Here is a 20,483-nt window from a genome sequence, read left to right on the forward strand (position 1 = left end):
CTGTCGGACCCAGCGAGATAGACAGCCAATAAATCCCTGAAATATCCTTGGCTCCTAAATGGGGGCATCCTACGCGTGATCGTTAATATCTATCGGAGATCACATGGCAACGATCAGAAAGCTTCGAGAATGCTGGCAAGCTCAAGTGCGCCGCCGCGGTATGAAACCGTTTGACGTAGACTACGGCCTCCCGCGAATTGCTTCACTGAAGGTTGACGATTTTCGCAGCCGAGAAGGATTGCACTTTTTTCACTCCGGTCACTAAGCCCTGCTGATACCTCGGCGACCCGACTGCGCCCTTAAGCCAACACTCTTTCTTCCGTTTGATGTAGGTAAAAGCGACACAGCGCGCTTCATCAATGCATGCAAGACGGCATTGCTGAGCGGTGCGTCCAATCTGCGACGGGCGCGACGTTAGGTCGCCTCCTGGCAGATCTACATCTTTGAATAGTGCTGCTGTTGGATCGATGGTGCCGATTGTGAAAGCTTGGGGATCCGCTTCGGCGCTGCTAAGAAATTTGCCCGAAATTGCGACTGAATTGCCGTCAGCGCGGCCCTCGCTGGACTTCAAGTAGCAATTAGGCCCACGCGTGATCTTTGGGTTCACGTTGAACGTGAATGCCTTGCATTCACCATTCATCGATAGACAACTTTGGGCACACTCGGCTGCGTCGGCAGTTCGCTTCGATGTCAGATCGTCTCCGAACAAATCGAGTCCGGCAAAGAGTGCCATGCGTGTAGGGCGGCGCATGAAGTCTTCTATTGCCGATGGCTTAACAAGAGCTTGTTCGTTCGCTGCCGGCCCTTGACCCTCGGGATTAGCTGACTGGGCGGGCGTAGGAGTGCCAGTGATCAGTGTAGTGCTCGGTCCAGAGGACGTGATTGGCTGAGCGTCAGCAGGTTCGGGATCTCCGCGCTTGCGATTGATTTTATACTGGTCGATTTCCTCACGCGTGAAAACGTGCATTTCGCTTGGGGGCGTCTTGAACATCGTTGTCATCACTTCGATCGGAGTGTGGAAGCGATTGAGAACGTCGATGATATCGGAAATCGAGAGCTGCGCACTAACCAGGTCGTTTGACCCAGATGATATCTGATGAACACCCAGCGCTCCGTCAGACTGCCGCTCTATGCCGGCAAGGAACAAAAAGGCGCAAGCCGAGTGGCATTCGCTTCCCTTAGCAATGTATGTCGAAAGGCCCTTCGCGTGGATGTCGTCTGCTATTAGCAGCGCCATCTGGACAGTGCCGCCTGGGCTGTTCAGAGTTACGAGCTTCGCACTCGGTGCCGCCTGCAGAGCGCGGCGAAAATTGAGGGCGGATCCTACGTCAATTTCACCATTCAGAATGATGATATCCGGGTTTGTATCAATGACGGAGAAGGGACCGAACGCCTTTTCCGCAGAGAAACATGGCGTGATCGACAAGATCAGTGCCGACATCGCCAACAACCAGTGACGCAATACCCCGATCAATCTCACAGCGGTGCCCCCACCTCAAGCTTAAGGTCTTATCAAGCCGTAAACAGGCGGAGGTTGCAAGTTGACTCTTAATGCCCGTGCTTGCGAAATGGCAAAGACGCTAGTCGAGGAGCAATTCATTGGTGAAGACGCAAGGTCACGGAAAAGCTAACAGGACGCGCGACGATGCGGCATGGGTGCACGCCCATCAGAGATTCGAGCCCCTCCCTCTCGGCGATCGCCGCGAAGTAGAGCGGGCATCCCCCGTTCAAGACGACGACGGACCGGTGATTGAGGCAGATGCCGCTAAAATGGCCGTTGAGCCAATGCTGAAATCTGACAAGTCTACCAATGGTCAAGACGGAAGTAGCGAACCGAGCCTTCCTTTGGATGAAAATCAGGTCGCTCATGCTGTAGGCACGTGGCTACGGGGCAAGGGCTTTGCGCCAAAGATCATCACAACGAGACAGCGTGGTTACGATATCGATGCTCTGCACCCGACTACCGGGGCGCGATGGGTAATCGAGGCAAAGGGCGGAACAAGCTCAAAACCAGGAAGCAAGAAATTTGGGACAGAGGCAAATAGTCCCGGTGCCTATTTTGCCACCGCCGCTGCCTTTCACAACGCTGTAGCATGGACGGGACGAAAGGCGCTTCAGGGCGCAAATATCGGGATTGCGCTGCCCGTGTCACGGTGGTTCGACATACACGCAGAAAAGATCATGCCGGCATGCGAATTATTGGGAATAACTATTTTTCGCGTTGAGAAATGCGGGCGGATCCACGTCTTCCCAACTCACCCGGACGAGCTGGTGAAAGGCCATATACCGAGGCCAGAAGCTCTGATCGCCAAAGCGACCGGTCCCAACGTCGATCATCTGTGAGACGGGGGCTAAGCGCGGCGCGCTGCGTTTGCGTGAAGACGCAGCCCGTGACCGGACCACTTGTCGCAGAAAGACTCTGCACGTTTCATAGTCTCGCCGTCTGGATTCAGAATGAAGAAAGTTCGGCAGCTGTAGGAATTTGCTCTCACTGCCAAGGTGTCGTTACCAAGCCGCTTTAGCCAGTGATCGACCTCGGCGTCATGACCGCCCTTAAATCGTGTGTTGTGATGATAGACGATCGCCGATCGGCCGTCTGCCAATCGTCGTGCTTCATCTAGCGGTATCTGCTTACCGAAGCGCTTAGTTCGATGGCGACGTGGTTCGTCGTCTGTGAGACCATTGTCAGGATCGGCAAACACGATGTCTGCGTCCCCTAGATCAGCGAGAACACGTTGGAACCAATTAGCTCGCCAGTGTGTGCGCTCCGATGCCGAAAGACCGGCTGAGATCAGGACTTCACCGGAATAACTTGCATTGACGAAGCCGGCTCGCTCCAAAGAAGCTACCGATCGGTTCCGCTTCACGATCTCAGTTAAACCATCATGCAGCTCAGGATCGAGGTAGCGCCAGCGAGTGTGGTCGCGAAGATAGCTTATATGTTTGCCGTCCGAGTTGTGATCTTCGTCGGGATAGAGATACCAAGCAACACCAAGCCGCCGGCCATTTCCGACGTATCTCAACAGCGCAAGCTTGATGAAGTCGCCGATATCGCCTGCATATCGGTTCTGCATCCTTCATTCCGTCCCACAGTCTTGTGCACCGGGCAGCCAGAATCTCTCAATTTTCCAGAGCGCGCCGCCCGTAACCACTCTAATTTCTTCAATGGTCAGTTCATATTCGGCATCGCTGAAGCTTGACCAGCCTGTCTTCAGCCGGTGCCTCCAAAACCTGCGCCTATCGGGGCTGTCTCTTTTGGCGAGCATCTCCAGTAACAATCTATCTATCGGTGGATGAAGCGCATTTGCCTTTTCCATCAAGCCAGGCGGTCCCCTCTGTAGGGAAGGGCCGCTTAGGAGCATCGCTTTCAAGTAGACGTTAATGAGCTTCGCGGCTATTCCCGGACTGAAGGCGGAACCCTGCGTTCCCAACAAACTTGGGGCCAGCTCACAGACCTGGCTACGCAATTCGCGATGGCAAGCTTCGAAATCGGCAGCGTCGGCAGCTGCTCCCAAGTCAAGCCGAGTATCGAAAGGTCAGATTCCCTAATGAGTTGAAGGCCCTGTTCTCGACTGAATCGGCATTTCGAAGAAGCCCTCGCTGCAGTTGCAGCAGCCCATCCTGCGAATCTCTTCCGATGTTCGTCAAAATCGTAGGGGTCCACGTTCCCTCCCTGGTTGTTACGGGTTACCACCACAAAGCTAGCGCGCATCAATGCTCGCCGGGCCGGGATAAGCCTTGGCACCCCTCCAGGGGCGTCCTACGCGTGATCTTCGACATCCATTGGAGATCACATGGCGACGATTCGCAAGCTCAGGGGACGCTGGCAGGCACAAGTGCGTCGGCGCGGCATGAAGCCCCGCTGCAAGTCCTTCGACACGAAGCAAGAGGCAGAGAAGTGGGCTCGTGACCTGGAGAACCAGGTCGATCGCTTCGGTGCCGCTCCGGACACGAAGATCCTCGAGACCACGACACTCGGTGAACTGCTGGAACGTTATCAGCGCGAGGTGTCGCCGACCAAGCGCGGCTCGGTTCAGGAGATCCAGAGGATCGACGTCCTACGGCGTCACGAGCTTGCTTACCGGACCATGATCGGGCTGAGCCAGCAGGACATTGCTTCGTTCCGTGACGAGCGGCTTCGCAGCGTAGCTCCATCTACCGCCGTCCGAGAGCTGGCGATCCTCAGCCACGTCATCGAGGTCTCGATCCGCGACTGGGGACTGCCACTTGGTCGGAACGTCGTAAAGCTCGTTCGTCGCCCAGTGGTCCGGAATGAGCGCAAACGTCGTCTGCAGGGCGATGAAGAGCAGCGCCTGCTCGACGCATGCGCCGGCGGGAAAATACCGTTCTTCAAGACGCTCATCATTCTTGCCATCGAGACCGGGATGCGCCGTGGAGAGATCCTCGGGCTACAATGGTCCGATATCTCGCACAATCGCCGGGTGATCGCGTTGAAGATGACGAAAAATGGATCCGGACGAGAGGTGCCTCTGTCACAGCGTGCGTTCGACGCGCTGACGGAGTGGAAGACGCGGGCGGATCCAGACCAGCCCCGCTTGTTTCCGATGGCTCCAGGTTCGCTGGAGCAAGCTTGGTATCGTCTTCTGACCCGGGCTGAGGTCACAGAGCTGCGGTTCCACGATCTACGTCACGAAGGGGTCAGCCGCTTGTTCGAGCGCGGGCTCAACGTGATCGAGGTCAGCAGCATCTCAGGTCACAAGGAACTCCGGATGCTCAAGCGCTATACGCACCTGAGCGCTGACGATCTCGTGGGACGCCTCGGATAGATCAATCGACGAGTCGGCCGTGTCACGCAGGCTTGCGCGACCTTTACCTTTTCCCGGTGAGCGCGCAAGTTTGTCAGGTTTGAGGGCGGAAATCCTTGCTAAATGCCTATCTTTGGTTGCGTTCGCGGGTGTGCAGACGTTGTCAATTGACGCCGAAGCCTGACGAACCTTTACGCTAACTTTACGCTAACTTGACAGATCCGTTCGATTTCTGCGTTTTTGCCCAACGCGTAAAGGTTCTGAAGCCCGCTTTGGTTGTGTCGAGCCGAAGCTTAGCCTGGGCGTTCTTGAGACGGTGCCGGACACAAGGTGCAAGTGCCTACGGTGTGGCAGGTTGGTCGGTCTAGGTCTCTCAAAAACCCTTGATTCCCAGCGTCGAAAACATATCCAAGTGTGTCACCAGGTATGGAGTAGTAGATCTATCTACGAGCGATGCGGCCCCGCCATTCCCGGTATGGATAGGGTCGGGCTGCCCCAGACAGCGTCATACTTGGGATTGGATTGACATCATCGCCGACGATCATTCGCTGCGCGCCGCCCTACTGTTCGCCACCATCCGGTGCCGAGAAGCCTCCTTTGCCTTTCTCACGCCGAGCCTCGGAGAGGGCGACCGGGAGAGCGAAGTCCTAGGAAAAATCAACGTCTATGATGGGGATGCCTTCCATGCTGGCGAGTGCCCGAGGTCCAATCCTCCCATGCCGAAAATCGACAGGGAAGCTCGTAGGGCGAGCGTGAGCGTTGATGCGCACTTCTACCGCATTCTGCGCCACGGATCGCGCCAGCGAAGATCCTCGAGTCAACGGCGTTTCACCGGGTCTGAAACTTTCGCTCACGATCGTATGCGCTCCGATCCGTGGATCGCTATACAGTAGCTAGTAACGCGCTACAGCCCCTGAAACGCATGAACGGACGATGAACTCGCCCGAAGGAGAAGTCATGCCTGCATTTTCGATTTCCGATAGCGAACGCCTGATGGACAACATTGAGGCCATGCGTCTCATTATGCCCGATGTGCTGGAAGTTGAACGTGAAATCGCACATGAGAAGTGGTTCGCGTATCGGTTCATGTCGCCTCTCGCTGCAACCAAGCTCTTCGTATCTCTCTATCGCCAGAGGTTTCGGAGGTTCATTGAGCAACACAGGGACCGTGAGCAGGGTCGGCGCAGCGTAGGCTTGTCGTTTTCCCTTTTCGACGACGCCGGGCCGCAGCTCACCCGCGTTTGGAAGGCACGCCAGCACGCCGACCGGCATGGTCTACCCTACGACCTGCTGATTGATTTCGGGTTCGAATTCGCTGGAAGGCGCAAGTGGCATCACGCGCCGACGCCCGACCAGATGTTTGGGTCCAAGGGATCTGTCGAAGAGTGGACCCGCAAGTTCGAAGCCTTTGCCGTGGAGAACCTGCCTCTTATTGTCGACGGTATGTCAGCGTTGGCGCCGTATCAGACGGAGCATTATCGCGGGCTCCAGGATCAGGATGAGTTTCGACGCTTTCTGCTCGATCACATGAACGCTCCCGGTAAGTCCTGGGCGGCGAAGCTCGCGAACCACTGTGTCAAGAAGCGTCATGTGCCTTTAGCGGCTGGAATGGAGCTGGTGCCGGAGGCAACGCGGCCTGGAACCATCAGCGAGATTCGGGACGACATCGACCTTGGATTGATAGAGCCCGCACCGAAGAGGGATTTGCCCATCGTCGGCCTTGCCCCGGCGTGCCTCGGCCTTGTGCCTGCTCACGATCACGGTGCTGCCGATTGCTTCCTCTGCCCGTTCGCGAAGAAGTGCCACGAATTTCAGCGGCGTGCAATTACGGAGATGACTGCTCGTTTTGGCTCGGTATCCCCCCTGAAGCGGGCCCGGTTAGCAAATGACCGGGAGAAGACCAAGCTTCGTGTTCGAGCATATCGTAAGCGCCTGGCAGAGGCTGCGGATGCATCCGTCGCTGCCGAATCAACGCTCGGAGGAACTGCAATGTAACGGTCAACTAAGTTTCAATACTATAGAGGAGATATATTATTATAAGTTGACCGTTACACGACTTCATATAGTTTCTCCCATCTCCGGGTGGCTCTACCGCTTCGTAGTAGTAGTTATCTCGGCTCTTCTGCTTCACACACCATCTGCTGCCCGCCGATCCGGCGGGCTGCCGCTGCCCTTTTCTTTGGAGACAATAATGGACATCATCGACATCCGCCGGTTCTTCCGCAACCGCTTCGAATACTACGTGGATAACAAGGACAGTCACGGCGCGGGCGTGCGCGACGGCGCGCCTCTGACGCTTCGGGATCTGTGCAAGATCTTGGCTAACGACCTCGAGCCGTTTCCGCCTCGCTACGATCCCGACATGCGGAAGCTCTGCGGCCACGAATACCTGACCTGGTTCCGGGAGGAGCGCACCTACGGCGACGTTGCTCGTCTGCTCGGCACGCTGCTCGCGGCAGAGGATGGTCATCTGCCGCCTGTTGGCGTGCGGTGGGTGCACGCCATTCTGAAGGAGCGTCCTGCGGCCTGAATGGGTCACCTCTGTGGCTTCTCCGCCATTGCGCCTGGACTGCACCCGTCCAAAGAGCGTCGTGAGGCCCGGCATTTCGCCGGGTCTGTCGACGAGAGAGGTGCGACGCGATAATGTCATCCAGATCAAAAATCACTTCTACAGCTCGCCACTGCGGCAAGCTCAGAACCGCATGCGGTCTTTTCTTGAGCCTGGTGCTGGCGGCGCCTTCGCCTACCCGGGCCGAGGATGAGATACAGACATCCGTCAGTGTTCTGGCGTCGATCGCCGGTCGGATTCGCGTTATTTCCGATAACTGCCGTTTCTCCATCGATCCAATGCTCGAGGGCCGTATCCTAGAAACGCTCGGGCCGGTGCCGGAGATCTCGATGAGCGACGCGGTCGCACTGCTAGTTCGTGGCCACCAGATTGAACTGCATGCTCGAGGTCGCGAGTGCTACGGTGACGAAGATGCAGAACGTCTGAAAACGCTCAAGAATATCTGTCAAATGAGCATTGCGAATCTGAAGGAGCTCGTTGCTGCTCGACGAGAATTTCTGAATGAAAACAAATAACTATCATTACCCTATGAAATCCTTTTGAAAAGTAACGAGATGTGTGACTTATGGGGTGTCCCACCAATAGAGCTAGGGACAAACCAATGAACACTTCGGCAGCATCTTGTGAAATTCTGAGCAAGCGGTCTTTCCGTCGCCATATCGCGAAGCTTTACGGCCATTCTGGCGAGCGCGGGCTTGTATTGAAGGCACCCTATCACGCTGTTGAATATCTGAGCGCACCCGCTGGTCTGGTCGTGCTGGCGCACCAGAACACCGTCGACGGGCAGGTGGATGGAATTCATCCGTCAAGCCTGAGCAAGAGTATCGATCGCCCGGTGAACATCCTTGAACCGCTGCGCGAGACTGATGGTGCTTATAATGTGCACTACATGACGCGGAGGTCTCAGGGGGCGCTGATTCGTGAGGCCTTTGGTCGGATGGTCGACGGTGGCGATCCGGAGGCTCCGTGTATCGAAACCGATAGTCGCTTCACGTTGGAGATCTTCTCCCTTTCTGGCCGCCCGCTGGTCGCCCTTCTCGAAGAAGGAAACGACAGGGTCTATCTGCTCCAGATTGGGAACGGTGCCGCAGTGAAGGAGGCAGCGTAAAATGTCTCTCAGCCCTGAACTCAAGGAAATGCTCAGTGTCGCAAAGGCGAAGTATGGCGTGGGTGATGAACCGCACGACGACCGGCGGGACACCTGCGGACAGTTCTTCGAAGACTTCGGCGAATTGCAGGATAGTGTCCCGTCCGCGACGGCATGCCTCGCGCAGCTCGGATTGCAAAAGGCAACGAAGCACGAGCTCCGCGATATCCTGGAAATGCTGATCGCAACCGAAGCCTAAAGGCACTATCGGAAGCGTCGAAATTGACGCCCATGATGACTAGCGTGGCCTCGACCACGCTAGTCATACGCGTCGGCACTTTCGGATATTCCTAAATGCCATCCAAAGTCTTAGGCCTTTCACCGGTGCGCTTGGCGTGTTGGGTGCTGTGAAGCAGCATCGGAACGCGCAGATCGAGCCGGTGAGCTCATGCGCGTCAAGGACGCTATTGATCGCGGTAGCGCCACGAGTTGGTGTAGGCCTCATTTTCAGACATCAAAATCGGAAGACCCTTAGACAATGGATCGAGACTATCGATTGATCTCTCAGCCCACTCAATCCAGGCTTGGACCTTCTGCCTGTCATCCTCCGCAGCCAGATCGATCATGCTCTTCACCTTGTTCACATAGGCGCGCAACGACTCGGCCTCGTTATGCTGCCGCGCCTGCTGCTTCAACGCAGCGAACCGTGTTCGTTCGATCTCCTCCATCCGACGACGTTCGGCTTCTTGCCGTTGCCAGATTTCTGCTTGCGTGCCTGTTCTTCTCGCTCCAGACGGCGAGCATAGAGCGCGGCTCCAGCCAATGAGACGCCTTCGATAAAACTCGGCAGCACCGACTCTAGCGTCTGCCTCTTTCCATCGGCCCAGTTCGATCTGACGCCAAGGTAAGAGACGTTCGTGATGGTGAATTTGAGCTCCCCGGACGGCACATGGTCGAACTCCGGTATCTTGATCCAGGAGTAGAGCTTGCTTTCACGAACTTCGGTTGGTGTCGGGACGTGCGGAACATTCTTAGTGTTCTCGGTGAGAGAAATCTCGACCCGTTCTCCGCTCGCCAATAGCTCCCAATCGCCATCCTTCAAGGTTTTGATCTCCCAGTTTTCGGATGGAGCCGCGGCAACGACGCTAGAAATCAGCGACAATACACGTTCGGCTTCTAGGGGCGAGGCGCGGATTTTGAATGGGCTCACGTCGATGTAAGCGAACTCACCTGGCTTTTTGCAGCGATCGAAAGCCTTCTTGATCTTTATCAGCATCGGATGAGGCTTTTCGATTTTCTCGGTCTTAGGCTCGGCTTGTGGTTGGGTTGCGGAGCCACGTTCCTTAATGATCTCTGCCTTGATCGGCTTCGGTCGCATTTTCACGCCCGGTGAAACCTGAGCGATCGTGTTTTCATCGAAATGAGTGCTTTCGAGCGGTGGCCGATCTACCGTTTTTCCATGTGCTAGTTTTTGCCAGTAGCCGAGCGGAGGCACGGGTATGTCGTAACGGCGGCATGCCTTTGCGAGCCCTTGGTCAGAGAGCCCAAGCTCCATCGCGAGCTTGTTCATAGGTTTGGACCACACAAGATCGTAGATCTGTCTACGCGACAAGCTCATCGGCTTCACACATTTCTGGCTTCGAACCACAACCTACTTGCACGCAAGCAGATTGTGCAAGACAGTGCGCACAACCAAGGAGATTTGCATGACTAGGTCCTGGATGGTGCGCGCGGAGCGCAATGGCCGGCTGTTTGATGCTTTCAAGGAGCAGTCGGCGGTGGCGGTCGGTTGGGGTGCTGTCGGCGATCTAGGGCAGGTTAAAAATCGTAAGGCGATTGCCGATAAGGTTGCGGCAACCTGGCCCGAGATCAAGCCGCAGGGCGTTGCCATGGCAGCGGGGCAACTGCACAGGTTCGTTAATGAAATCGTCGTAGGTGACATGATCGTGACCTACGATCCTTCGCGCCGCGTTTATCTGCTCGGGGAGATTACAGGCGCCTACCGCTTCGATCCAATTGTCGATCCAGCAGATCCACACGTCCGTCCAGTGCGCTGGGAGGGCGAAGTTAGTCGCGACCTGCTATCGGTCGACAGCCGGAACAGCCTGGGGTCGATTTCAACCCTTTTCAGGATATCAAGCGAAGTCGCTGGTGAGCTCAAGCAAGCCTTAGCTTCCGGCGAGCCAATTAAAGTCGAGCCGCTGCTAGCGAATGCCCAGGCCGCGGAGGAGGATGTCTTTGAATCGATGGCGAGTCGCGCCCACGAATTCATCAAGGACAGGGTGAATGCGCTGAGTTGGGAGGACATGCAAGACCTGGTCGCCGGGATGTTACGGTCGCTTGGCTACAAAACCCGCGTGTCGGATGCTGGTCCGGATCGCGGCAAAGACATCGTAGCATCGCCGGACGGCTTTGGTTTCGAGTCTCCCCGGATCGTGGTCGAGGTGAAACACCGCAAAGGTGCCATGGGCGCTCCTGACGTCCGTAGCTTTCTTGGAGGGCGTCATCCACAAGACAAGGGGCTTTACGTCAGCACCGGCGGCTTTACCCGAGAGGCGCGCTACGAAGCTGAGCGGGCCAACATTCCGCTGGCGCTGATGGATCTGGACGAACTCGTAAAGAGCCTTCTGGAACAGTTTGACAAGCTGGATCTGGAAACGCAGCAATTGGTGCCATTGAAGCGGATCTTTATTCCGGCGTGGTCGTAACCATTCGTTCTTTACTGGTGTCCGTTTCGACGCTTTTGTATCCTTCCCTGCGCGCAGATCTCATTGCGTCAACGATTTCCATGGTTTCGACGGAAACACGGGTAACGCGGGCAATCAAGTCGATCACCTTCTCCTTGTGGTCCGCGAAGCGATAGGTGTCGAACTTCTCGCGGATTGTCGGGTCCTTCGGCCTCTTTTCCCTGTATTGGTCGAGAATCCATGCAAGGCCCGAGCGGTTGCCGAGTCGATAGGTGAAGGCTGCCGGAGGAATGCCGGAAAGCACGGTTTCGCTGTCGATGCGGATCACGCCGCTCTCCGGTTCGGCCTTCAGAATGGCCTTCGGTGCTACACCGGCCGCGCGCGCCTTTTCATCGGGCATGTCGAGCCGCTCAAGAGGCCACGGCTCGACCGTCTCGTAGCTGATATGCAGATTCATCAGCCGCTTGCCCCAGTCCACCCAGCGGCGGAACTCCGGATAGAACGGGATCCGCGGGAACTCGCGCTTGAGGTTCAGCGCGTATTTTTCGCGGTAGACCGGGTCGTGAAGCACCGCATACACATAGTGGAAGATGTCTTCCTTGGTGCTCTTCTCCGCCTTGCCGTAGTGCTTCTGGAATTGCTTCAGGCCCCAGTCGGTGATGTTGTCGACCCGCTCGCCAGATGAGGTGTAGCGGTAGAGGGGGAGCGTCTCTGTTCCGCCATTTCCGGTTTTGACATAGCTGTAGTCGACAGGCCGGCTAGCAGCGAGGACTGTAAGGCCATCGTCAGCCGAAACGCATCTGAACGCGACGACGGTGTTTGTCCCTCGCAGATCTTTTCCGAACGCAGCAAAGTGATGCTCCGTAAGGCGGTCACTGAGATTTTTGTCACTGTAATAATAGCCCTCCACAAAGGCGCGGAGTTCCACGGGAACGATACGACTACCTGCAAATGCGAGATGATGTTTCGGCAATCTGAGTGAACTGGAGAGTTTGATCTGAGCACTCAGAGACACGATATCTCCAACGTTCTTTGCAGCCGCGTCATTTAAGACCGCTTGAAAGTAACGGATCTTTTGCTCCAATTTTCTGAACGAGAAATCATACACCCATTCGTCTCGGTTGGTTTTTATGCCGCCTGCAAATAACTTGAATATTGCACGTTCTCGCGACGGCGACTTCGCGGCCTTCGTATCCTTGCTTGCGACCGGAACCAGTTCGTCCCACGAGTTCTCCGCCAGATTGATCCAATTTCCCTTCTTGTCCGGCTCGATCCGGTCGAAGTGGATTCCAGAGAACTTCGACGATCCAAGAAAAGCTAGCTTGTCCCCGGCCGTGTCGAATTCCGGCCGCCGCGCATAGAAGATCTTGCAGCCCTTCTCGCGCCGCCGTTTGACCATGAAGGAGATGGCAACGCCGGTCTGGATGCCGAAGACATTGTGTTTGGTGCCGGAGAGCTTCGGATTGGCGCGCACGTCGCCGCCGAGGTCGACCACGTAGATTTCGTTGAACTCCTGCTCCACCGCCTTCCGAAAGCCGTCAAAGGTGCGGCTATCGATGAAGGAGCGATTGGTCACGACGGCCAGCACACCGTCGTCGTGCATGCGGTCTGAAGCCCAGCGGAAGAAGCGGGCATACATGTCATAAACCTTGGTCTTCTGCGCTGTCGAAAGCCGGATGTAGCTGTCCCTAATCAGCCTGTCGATATGTTCGTAGCTGCGGTTCCTGTTGTTGTCATTTTCGTTCTGTTGATTGGCATTGTATGGTGGGTTTCCGATAATGACCGAGATTTTACGAGCGTTTTGGCGCCTGATGCGTTCAATGTTCTCGTCGGACATTGCTCCAAACAGGTCGCCCACATGCTGTCCGGTTTTGATGCCAAGTGCATTGATGTTGTCCAGCGTATCGACGAAGCAGAGGTTCGGGAATTCCGCGAACTGGCCAGAGATCGCTGCATAGGTTGCCTCGATGTTCAGGTTGGCGACGTAATAGGGAAGGATCGCCACCTCGTTCGCGTGCAACTCGTTCTTATATTTGTGGGCGAGCTTCTTCGGGTCGCCACGGAAATATTCGAGCAGTTCGCAGATGAACGTGCCGGTCCCGGTCGCGGGGTCGAGGATCTCGACATGCTCGTCAATCAGATTGCGGCCAAAGTGCTTCTCGCAAAGCCAGTCCGCCCCCTCGATCATGAACTTCACGATCTCGTTGGGGGTGTAGACGACACCGAGGCGGTCGGCCTTCTTTTTGTCGTAGACCTTGTAGAAGTTCTCGTAGATTACCTTCAGGAAGGTCTGTTTTTCCGAATGGCTGCTGATCTGCGCTGCGTTCGCCCGGATCGCCGCGTAGTAGGGCTCCAGTCCCTTCAGCGTCTCACGCTTCACCGCACCGGTGAAGAATTTGCCTTCCAGCGCATAGAGCTCCCTAGCGATGTTGTTCTCGCGATGGAAATCGCCCTCGTTGAACACATGCGCGAAGATTTCTTCGGTGAGGATGTGCTGGATCAGCATTTCCCGCACGTCTGCTTCGCCGAGCGCCGGGTTGATCGTCTCCTTGCAGGTCTCCAGGAAACCCGCCGCTGCTTCGCGGAACTCGGCGTTCTCTTCATAGGCCGTGTCGATGCGGGCGCGTAGGGCCTTGAGCACAGCCGGCAGGTCGGCCTTGAACTGCTGCACCGCCTTGCGGAACTCGGCGATCTCGGCTCGTTCGTATCCGAAGAAAAGCGTGACCAGCTTGTGCAGCGTCGATGTGTCCGTCATCGACGCGCGCATCACCTCCTGCCGGTTTTGAATAAGGACCGCGACCTCGGAGTTCTCGAAGATAATGTTGTCCTGCGGATAGCCTTTGGCGAGCTTCTTGCGGATTTCCTCGTCTAGATCATCCTTGGTATCCTTCGCCTCCCAGAAACCAAGCGGCACGCGGATGTCGTGCAGCACCGTGCCATCCGGGTAGACTGTCGACTTCATGGACGTTTGGTAGGGGTATTCCTCCATAAAGACGAGCTTGCCGGAACTCGCCCAGGTGTCGAGCAGGCGGCGGAAGGCAGGTCGGATAATCTGCTCGTTCGAAAAGCCCGAGAATTTCCGGAGACGATCGATTTCATTCAAATACTGATTAATTAGCTGCTGACTCATGGTTCCCCCATGAGCGGAACTTACTGGCATAGCTCAGCTTTCGGTAGTTTTTTATTTTGCTTCTTCGGCCGCGAGGTTCTCAAGGCCGGCTTCCTTTAGCCAGTGAACCCATCTGAAGAGAAATTCGCGGAATCTGACTTCGCTGATACGTAGGAGACGGAGATCTCGTGTTCGGGGAACGACGGTGGGGCAGCGACCATCGCGCTTGTCGCACTTAGGTTGGGTGCGGTCCTGTCGCGCGCTGACAAAACAGAACATGCGAGCCTCACCTCCGGTCGTCTGGCCGTGCTCGTTCAGGTAAAGAATGCCGCCATGAGATAGCCCGTTGCGAAGGCAGCTCAGAAAGGTCGTGAACTGAAGTTCCTTTGCAGAACTCCTAGCTATCCGGGTATCGAGGTGTTCGGCAATCTCTTCTGGCAGACCGCGAGCGATGTTGAACGGCGCGACCGATTGCATGAACGACCAATCCAGATCTGCAAAAATTGGGTGGTCGCTCAGTCTCTTGCCAAGAACAGCGGCCTCAATCTTCTCGACAAGCCGCCTAGCAACCACACGATCGTCCGCATAACCCTCCGCGTTCTGGAGCTGTCTTTCGATGCGCTCGATGGGTAGAGTCAGCATAGGCACCGCCATCGCCAGCGTCAGGGTCGTTGTTAGTCGCCCACCGTAGCGACTTGCCAGTTGCCCATGCTGTTCAACGAACGGAAGGAGGGCTGAAAACAGGTCGAGGCAACGCTCTGGCAAATCCAAGCTGTAACTGTTGGTCGGCAACACCATGGACGATCCCTCCGTGTGTCCGAGAGCCGTTCTACTCTGCTAGTCCGCGAAGTCTAGCTCGATTCCCCGACCGGCACATGCCGGCCACAGTCGTTGCGCCGGGTCTCTGTCACCAGCCTTCCGGTTCCATCAGAGGTGGATCTTTCTCCCGCTATGAACCGGCCGCGCTGAACAAGCGCCAACCGGCCCCGCGGAGAGGTGGCAGAGTGGTTGAATGCACCGCACTCGAAATGCGGCATGGGTGCAAGCCCATCGGGGGTTCGAATCCCCCCCTCTCCGCCAGATGCCTTACTGCGTATTTCCGAATTTTTCATCGTTGCCATAACTCCCGGCACGCTCGATCTTATGAGGCGGGGTGAAATTGCGCACCGGTTTTGCATCCGTCGTAGGCTTCACCAAGCCCGAGAGGCGGATCTCAACCCGGTCTGATTCTGTGAGCACAAACATCGAAGCGCCCTCATCCATCCCCTCAGCATCACTCCCCCGCATTCCTGCTGAGCCACGCCTCCAATCCCGCGATCACCGACAGCCTCAAACTGGCGTTGCGCGTCAACGCCCGGGCAAGCGGGCGGCCGTCGGGCGGGAAGCCCATTTCGGCCATGACGTCGGCAGGTTTCAGCCCGCGCCGGGTCATTATCGTTCTGATCCCGGCAATTGTTGAGGGAAGCAGGTAGCGGCCGCTGGCGATCGGGGTTCCGGCGGGCTGCGGGCCGGCTTCCAGCGGGGCGGCGGCGGGCGCCGGCAGCGCGCCTTTGGAGACGAGCCAGGCGAGAAAGCTTGCACGTTCGGCATCGCTTGCCTTCGCCCAGGAGTTCTTGAGCTTCTCCAGACGGCTGCGCTCCGGCTTCAGGCCGGCGAGGACCAGCGCCTGGCGCAGCGACGGGATTTTGCCGGTGGCAAGCGCGGCGTGGATTTCCGGAAATTCGGCCTTGAGGCGGTGCAGGTAGGGGGCGTCGTCGCCTTTGGTTTTCTTCGCCATCTCGGCTCCGCTTGTGACACTCCCGGGCGGTCTAGAGCATTTCACCGTTTCATAGAAACACTGAAATGCTCTAACGGATCCAACGCAGTTTCGGACGGAAAACCGTTACACACTTTCCTGGAAGCGCTCCAGCGCGCCGGGAAAATGAGGGCGAGCGAAATTTCCGGTGCCCGCCGAACCTTGGTTTGAAAGCCGGTCTCCGTCCAGTTCTGCACAAGTCAGCCTTTCTAACGTCGCCCGACAGCCGTAATGCATGCGGCGAAGGAAGGACGATTCGATGTCTGACGATGTTGAGCGCTACGGCGACCCGCAGGATGCGACCGTGGCCCTGTACCTCATGAACAATGACGGCGGCGAGCTGACCGACGTGCTGGTCGCTGCGCTCGAAGACGCATTTCGGATTCTCAATGAGGAATGGTCGAGCCGGTCGATGCATTGAGGCATCGCCGGTAAGCCTGCACGCGAACGGCCATCCCGCGCGAGGGGAAAGCGAAGCCGTTCACCCCTTCTGGAGCAGACCCTCCATTGCGGCCGCAGCGCCAAGCAGCATCGCGTCCGCGCCGTGCCGGCCCATCAGCATCAGCCCTGCCGGCCGGCTCGAGCCCGCCATCGGCAGGGTTATTGCGGTCAGGTCGAACTGGTTGGCAACCTGAGTGTTGCGCAGCAGCAGGTACTCCACGCGGCGGTATTCCCTCCTGTCCTCTTCGACCGAGGCGATGCTGACGGCGGGGATGGGTGTGGTCGGCAGCAGCGTGAGATCGAAGGGTGCCAGCCGCTCGTCCATGGCGCGCATGAGCTCTTGCCGCGTCCGCAGCAGGTCCTGGATCGCGGCGTCGGGGACCGTGAGGCGGCGGCGCAATGTGGATTTTACGCGGATGTCGACCGGCGCATTGTCGTCCAGGAGCCAGCCCGCGTGCACACGGCTTGCCTCGAGGCCGGCGAGCGAGCCGATCGCGGTTGCCTCGGCGAAGCGGGCAAGCAGATCGTCGATCCTGCATGCGGCGAGTTTCGCACCCGCACGGGAGAGTGCCTGCAGGCTCCTTTCGAAAGCCGCCGCAATCTCCGGCGCAAGCCCTTGGAGAAGGGCGCCTTCGGGGATGCCGAGCTTCAGGCCGGCGAGCGGCACGGGCTCGAGCGGCCTCGGCGTCTCGCCGGCCATGACCGCGTCGGCGGCCGCGCAATCGGCGACCGTGCGCGCAAGCGGGCCGATCGAATCGAGGCTGGGGGACAGGGGAAATGCGCCCTCCAGAGATACGCGGCGGGCGGTGGGCTTGAAGCCGACCAGGCCCTGCAGGGCGGCCGGAATGCGCACCGAGCCGCCGCTGTCGGAGCCGATGGCGATCTCGCTCGTGCCCTCCGCCGCCGAGACAGCGGCACCCGAGGAGGAACCGCCGGGAATGAGGCTCGGGTCGACGGCGTTGCCGGGCACCGGGTAATGCGGATTGAGGCCGACGGCCGTAAACGCGAATTCCGTCATGTGAGACTTGCCGATGATGACGGCGCCGGCCGCGCGGAGACGCCGGACGATCGCCGCGTCCGCTGTTGCCGGAGGCGCCGCGCGGCGGATGATGGAGCCCGCAAGCGTCGGCTCGCCGGCGATGTCGAAGAGGTCCTTGATGGAGACGATCCGCCCGTCGAGGGGCCCGAGGCTCGTGCCCTCGCGCCGCCTCCCGTCGGCAGCGTCCGCTTCCGCGCGGGCTCGCTCCCGATAGAGCTTTACAAAAACGCGTTCATCGTTCCGCCGCCCGTCAAGTCGGGCGAGAACGGTTTCGAGGCGGTCGCGGGACGGCATATCTGAGGGGGGCAAGGAAGGAACCTCGTGAATTGCGGCCCAAGTCCGGATGGAAGTCCTTGGAAGCGCTCCAATATTTAAAGGATCGCACGATTGATGTACAATAGGGGGCGATAGCGACAAGCAATCGGGAAGACGCCGATGCGAATTCTACGATCCTCCGCAATCCTCGACTCCTCCGCCATCCACGAGGTCAGATACGATGCGCCGCGCCGGACGTTGAGCGTCTGGTTCCTCGGCAACCGCAGGCCCTATCACTACCTCGACGTTCCGGAAGAGGTTTACGAGGAACTGTTGCATGCGGATTCCGCCGGCAACTATTTCAATCAGCACATCCGCCATCACTACGGGTTCCTGCATTAAGGCCTGTTTCATTACTGAGATTCATTTCGGAGGACTGCAATCTCTCCTCCTTCGTCATCTCTCTGCTCGTCACAGAGATGAGAGCGGCGCCGCGTCTGCGGCGCGGGAAGCGTTCTTTCAGCCCAAGGACTTGGTCTGGCTGGATTCCTGTGACAAGCACAGGAATGAGGGAATCAAACAAGCGGCGGGTGGCGCGATTCTCAACAGGCCTCAGGAAGGTATCGGAGGACTGCAATCTCTCCTCCTTCGTCATCTCTGTGCTCGTCACAGAGATGAGAGCGGCGCCGCGTCTGCGGCGCGGGAAGCGTTCTTTCAGCCCAAGGGCTTGGCCTGGCTGGATTCCTGTGACGAGCACAGGAATGAGGAAATCAAACAAGCGGCGGCGCGTGGCCCGAATCTCAACAGGCCTTAAGAAGGTATCGGAGGACTGAAATCTCTCCTTCTTCCGCATCTCTGTGCTTGTCACAGAGATGCAAGCAGCGCCGCGTCTGCGGCGCGGGAAGAGCTCTTTCAGCCCAAGGACTTGGTCTGGCTGGATTCCTGTGACAAGCACAGGAATGAGGAAATCGAACAAGCGGCGGCGGGTGGCCCGCGCCCGTTTCACAGAACTGTCGCCAAACAGTCCGAATAGTTTCATCCGTCTGTAAAGCCGCTGACATCCGGCTGGCCAATGGTCCGCTCGCGAGAACCGACGATTCGCGAAACGGAACCGGAGGCAGGGATTGGCCGCTCTTCGAAACACCCTCACCAGGCGTTCTTTCCTCTTCTCTGCCGGCGCCGCCGGTCTTGTCGCTTCTTCCGGTCTCGCCACGCCATTCTATGCGCGCGGCTACGGGCGGCCGGAATTCGCCCATGGGGTGCAGTCCGGCGATGTCGATACGGGCTCGGGGATGGTCTGGACGCGGGTCGATCGGCCGGCGCGCGTTTCCGTCGAATATTCGACCACCGAGAGCTTTTCGAATGCCGTCAGGCTTGCCGATATCGATGCGACGCCGCTGACGGACTGCGCCGTCAAGTGCCGGCTCGACAAGCTGCTGCCGGACCAGGACATTTTCTATCGCTTCGTCGCGACCGATCTCTACGACGCCAATCGCGTCTCCGAACCGGTCGTCGGGCGCTTCCGGACGGCTCCCTTGCGGCGCCGCTCCGTGCGCTTCGTCTGGTCCGGCGACACGGCGGGGCAGGGTTGGGGCATCGACGAGATCGGCATGAAGACCTATTCGACCATCCGGCTGCACGAGCCGGATTTCTTCATTCATTCCGGCGACACGATCTATGCCGACAACCCCATCCCCGACGAGATCAGGCTGCGCGACGGCGGCATGTGGAAGAACCGGATCGTCACGCCCGAGAAGCGCGACGTCGCGCGCACGCTCGAGGAATATCGCGGCCAGTGGAAGTACAACCTGCTCGACGAGCATGTGCGGAGGCTCCATGCCGAATGTCCCACCTTCTATCAGTGGGACGACCACGAGGTCCTGAACAACTGGTCGGCCTCGACCGATCTCAGCGACGATCCGCGCTATCCAGAGAAGGATGTCGCCGTCTATGCCGCCCGCGCAGCCCGCGCCTTCCACGAGATGACGGCGATCCGCACGCTGCCGACGGAGCCCGGCCGCATCTTCCGCAAGATCGCCTATGGTCCGCTGCTCGACGTCTTCTTCGTCGATCTGCGCTCTTATCGCGGCCCCAACCAGGGCGAGGGGGGTGGCGACCTCTTCGGCTGGCGGCAGGCGGACTGGCTGAAGCGCGAGCTTGCGGTGTCCAGTGCCACCTGGAAGGTGATCGCCTGCGACATGCCGATCGGTCTCATCGTCTGGGACGACTATTCGGCAAGGCGCGGATCGGATGCCATCGCCGATGGCGACAATGGCGCGCCGAAGGGGCGCGAGACGGAATTTGCGGATCTCCTGCGCTTCGTCCGCGACAACGCGATCGAGAACATCGTCTGGCTGACGGCGGACGTGCATTACACGGCGGCGCATCACTACGATCCCTCGCGGGCCGCCTTCAAGGACTTCTCGCCGTTCTGGGAGTTCGTCTCCGGGCCGCTTCATTCCGGCACCTACGGACCGAAGGAGCTCGACATGACCTTCGGTCCCGAGGTTCGCTTCATCAAGGCGTCGGGCGGAGGAATCGACAGCAACCTGCCGCCGTCGGCGGGCCTGCAATTCTTCGGCATCGTCGATATCAGCGGCCAGACGCGGCAGATGACGGTGCGGCTGATGGACCGGCAGGATCGGGAACTCTGGCGGGTGATCCTCAATCCGGCGGTGTCCGTTTGAGCCGGCGGCGCCTCACGCAGGTCAGCCCTGCGCGCCGGCCCCCTTTCG

General features: G+C 58.2%; 19 protein-coding genes and 1 tRNA gene. 12 read left to right on the forward strand and 8 right to left on the reverse strand.

Annotated features, from left to right (window positions below; all coding sequences use genetic code 11):
• Positions 1-202: 202 nt before the first annotated feature.
• A complete protein-coding gene (locus AC6CIG_RS27965) occupies positions 203-1,441 on the reverse strand; it encodes a PAN domain-containing protein (RefSeq protein ID WP_437412452.1) in 1,239 nt (412 codons plus the stop codon).
• A 158-nt stretch (positions 1,442-1,599) separates the two neighbouring features.
• Here AC6CIG_RS27965 and AC6CIG_RS27970 point away from each other — a divergent pair, with 158 nt between their 5' ends.
• Positions 1,600-2,343, forward strand: coding sequence for a hypothetical protein (locus tag AC6CIG_RS27970; protein WP_437412451.1), 744 nt, complete (start codon positions 1,600-1,602; stop codon positions 2,341-2,343).
• An 8-nt stretch (positions 2,344-2,351) separates the two neighbouring features.
• Here the strand turns inward: AC6CIG_RS27970 and AC6CIG_RS27975 are convergent, their stop codons facing one another.
• Positions 2,352-3,074: a hypothetical protein gene (locus tag AC6CIG_RS27975; RefSeq protein WP_437412450.1), complete on the reverse strand. Its 723-nt coding sequence runs from the start codon at positions 3,072-3,074 to the stop codon at positions 2,352-2,354.
• Positions 3,075-3,794: 720 nt separating this feature from the next.
• Here AC6CIG_RS27975 and AC6CIG_RS27980 point away from each other — a divergent pair.
• The 6 genes from AC6CIG_RS27980 (at position 3,795) to AC6CIG_RS28005 (ending at position 8,681) form a co-directional block, all read left to right on the forward strand.
• Positions 3,795-4,787: a site-specific integrase gene (locus AC6CIG_RS27980; RefSeq protein ID WP_437412449.1), complete on the forward strand. Its 993-nt coding sequence runs from the start codon at positions 3,795-3,797 to the stop codon at positions 4,785-4,787.
• 936 nt (positions 4,788-5,723) lie between these two features.
• Complete coding sequence (locus tag AC6CIG_RS27985) at positions 5,724-6,761, forward strand: hypothetical protein (RefSeq protein WP_498324218.1); 1,038 nt, start codon at positions 5,724-5,726, stop codon at positions 6,759-6,761.
• Between the two features lie 196 nt (positions 6,762-6,957).
• On the forward strand, positions 6,958-7,296 hold the full coding sequence (locus tag AC6CIG_RS27990) for a hypothetical protein (protein ID WP_437412447.1): 339 nt from the start codon (positions 6,958-6,960) through the stop codon (positions 7,294-7,296).
• Between the two features lie 185 nt (positions 7,297-7,481).
• Positions 7,482-7,850, forward strand: a complete 369-nt coding sequence (locus AC6CIG_RS27995; RefSeq protein WP_498324219.1) for a hypothetical protein — start codon at positions 7,482-7,484, stop codon at positions 7,848-7,850.
• An 86-nt stretch (positions 7,851-7,936) separates the two neighbouring features.
• Positions 7,937-8,443 (forward strand): hypothetical protein, encoded by a 507-nt coding sequence (locus tag AC6CIG_RS28000; RefSeq protein WP_437412445.1) that lies wholly within the window; start codon positions 7,937-7,939, stop codon positions 8,441-8,443.
• Between the two features lies 1 nt (position 8,444).
• Complete coding sequence (locus tag AC6CIG_RS28005; RefSeq protein ID WP_437412444.1) at positions 8,445-8,681, forward strand: hypothetical protein; 237 nt, start codon at positions 8,445-8,447, stop codon at positions 8,679-8,681.
• Between the two features lie 205 nt (positions 8,682-8,886).
• On the opposite strand, the gene AC6CIG_RS28010 is transcribed toward AC6CIG_RS28005, so the two are convergent.
• Complete coding sequence (locus AC6CIG_RS28010; protein WP_437412443.1) at positions 8,887-9,150, reverse strand: hypothetical protein; 264 nt, start codon at positions 9,148-9,150, stop codon at positions 8,887-8,889.
• Complete coding sequence (locus tag AC6CIG_RS28015) at positions 9,114-9,992, reverse strand: hypothetical protein (protein ID WP_498324220.1); 879 nt, start codon at positions 9,990-9,992, stop codon at positions 9,114-9,116. The genes AC6CIG_RS28010 and AC6CIG_RS28015 overlap by 37 nt, the downstream gene beginning before the upstream one ends.
• A gap of 136 nt (positions 9,993-10,128) precedes the next feature.
• Here AC6CIG_RS28015 and AC6CIG_RS28020 point away from each other — a divergent pair, with 136 nt between their 5' ends.
• Complete coding sequence (locus AC6CIG_RS28020) at positions 10,129-11,130, forward strand: restriction endonuclease (RefSeq protein ID WP_437412441.1); 1,002 nt, start codon at positions 10,129-10,131, stop codon at positions 11,128-11,130.
• Here the strand turns inward: AC6CIG_RS28020 and AC6CIG_RS28025 are convergent.
• Both AC6CIG_RS28025 and AC6CIG_RS28030 read right to left on the reverse strand, forming a co-directional pair.
• Entirely contained in the window at positions 11,111-14,269 is a 3,159-nt protein-coding gene (locus tag AC6CIG_RS28025) for a type ISP restriction/modification enzyme (RefSeq protein ID WP_498324221.1), read from the reverse strand. The genes AC6CIG_RS28020 and AC6CIG_RS28025 overlap by 20 nt on opposite strands.
• Positions 14,270-14,290: 21 nt before the next feature.
• Positions 14,291-15,016, reverse strand: coding sequence for a hypothetical protein (locus tag AC6CIG_RS28030; RefSeq protein WP_437412439.1), 726 nt, complete (start codon positions 15,014-15,016; stop codon positions 14,291-14,293).
• A gap of 192 nt (positions 15,017-15,208) precedes the next feature.
• Here AC6CIG_RS28030 and AC6CIG_RS28035 point away from each other — a divergent pair.
• Positions 15,209-15,298 (forward strand) — tRNA-Ser (locus AC6CIG_RS28035).
• Between the two features lie 193 nt (positions 15,299-15,491).
• Here the strand turns inward: AC6CIG_RS28035 and AC6CIG_RS28040 are convergent.
• A complete protein-coding gene (locus AC6CIG_RS28040) occupies positions 15,492-15,995 on the reverse strand; it encodes a hypothetical protein (RefSeq protein ID WP_127710590.1) in 504 nt (167 codons plus the stop codon).
• 277 nt (positions 15,996-16,272) lie between these two features.
• Between AC6CIG_RS28040 and AC6CIG_RS28045 the strand changes: the two genes are divergently transcribed.
• Entirely contained in the window at positions 16,273-16,434 is a 162-nt protein-coding gene (locus AC6CIG_RS28045; protein ID WP_018097328.1) for a hypothetical protein, read from the forward strand.
• A 60-nt stretch (positions 16,435-16,494) separates the two neighbouring features.
• Here the strand turns inward: AC6CIG_RS28045 and AC6CIG_RS28050 are convergent, their stop codons facing one another.
• A complete protein-coding gene (locus AC6CIG_RS28050; protein WP_127710592.1) occupies positions 16,495-17,802 on the reverse strand; it encodes an amidase in 1,308 nt (435 codons plus the stop codon).
• A gap of 126 nt (positions 17,803-17,928) precedes the next feature.
• On the opposite strand from AC6CIG_RS28050, the gene AC6CIG_RS28055 reads away from it, so the two are divergent.
• Together AC6CIG_RS28055 and AC6CIG_RS28060 are read left to right on the forward strand one after the other, a co-directional pair.
• Entirely contained in the window at positions 17,929-18,150 is a 222-nt protein-coding gene (locus AC6CIG_RS28055; RefSeq protein ID WP_100672766.1) for a KTSC domain-containing protein, read from the forward strand.
• A gap of 722 nt (positions 18,151-18,872) precedes the next feature.
• Positions 18,873-20,435 carry an alkaline phosphatase D family protein gene (locus tag AC6CIG_RS28060; protein ID WP_498324222.1) on the forward strand — a complete coding sequence of 521 codons (1,563 nt, stop codon included), beginning with the start codon at positions 18,873-18,875 and terminating at the stop codon, positions 20,433-20,435.
• Positions 20,436-20,483 lie beyond the last annotated feature (48 nt).

The sequence above is a fragment of the Sinorhizobium sp. GQ132 genome, from assembly GCF_059758575.1.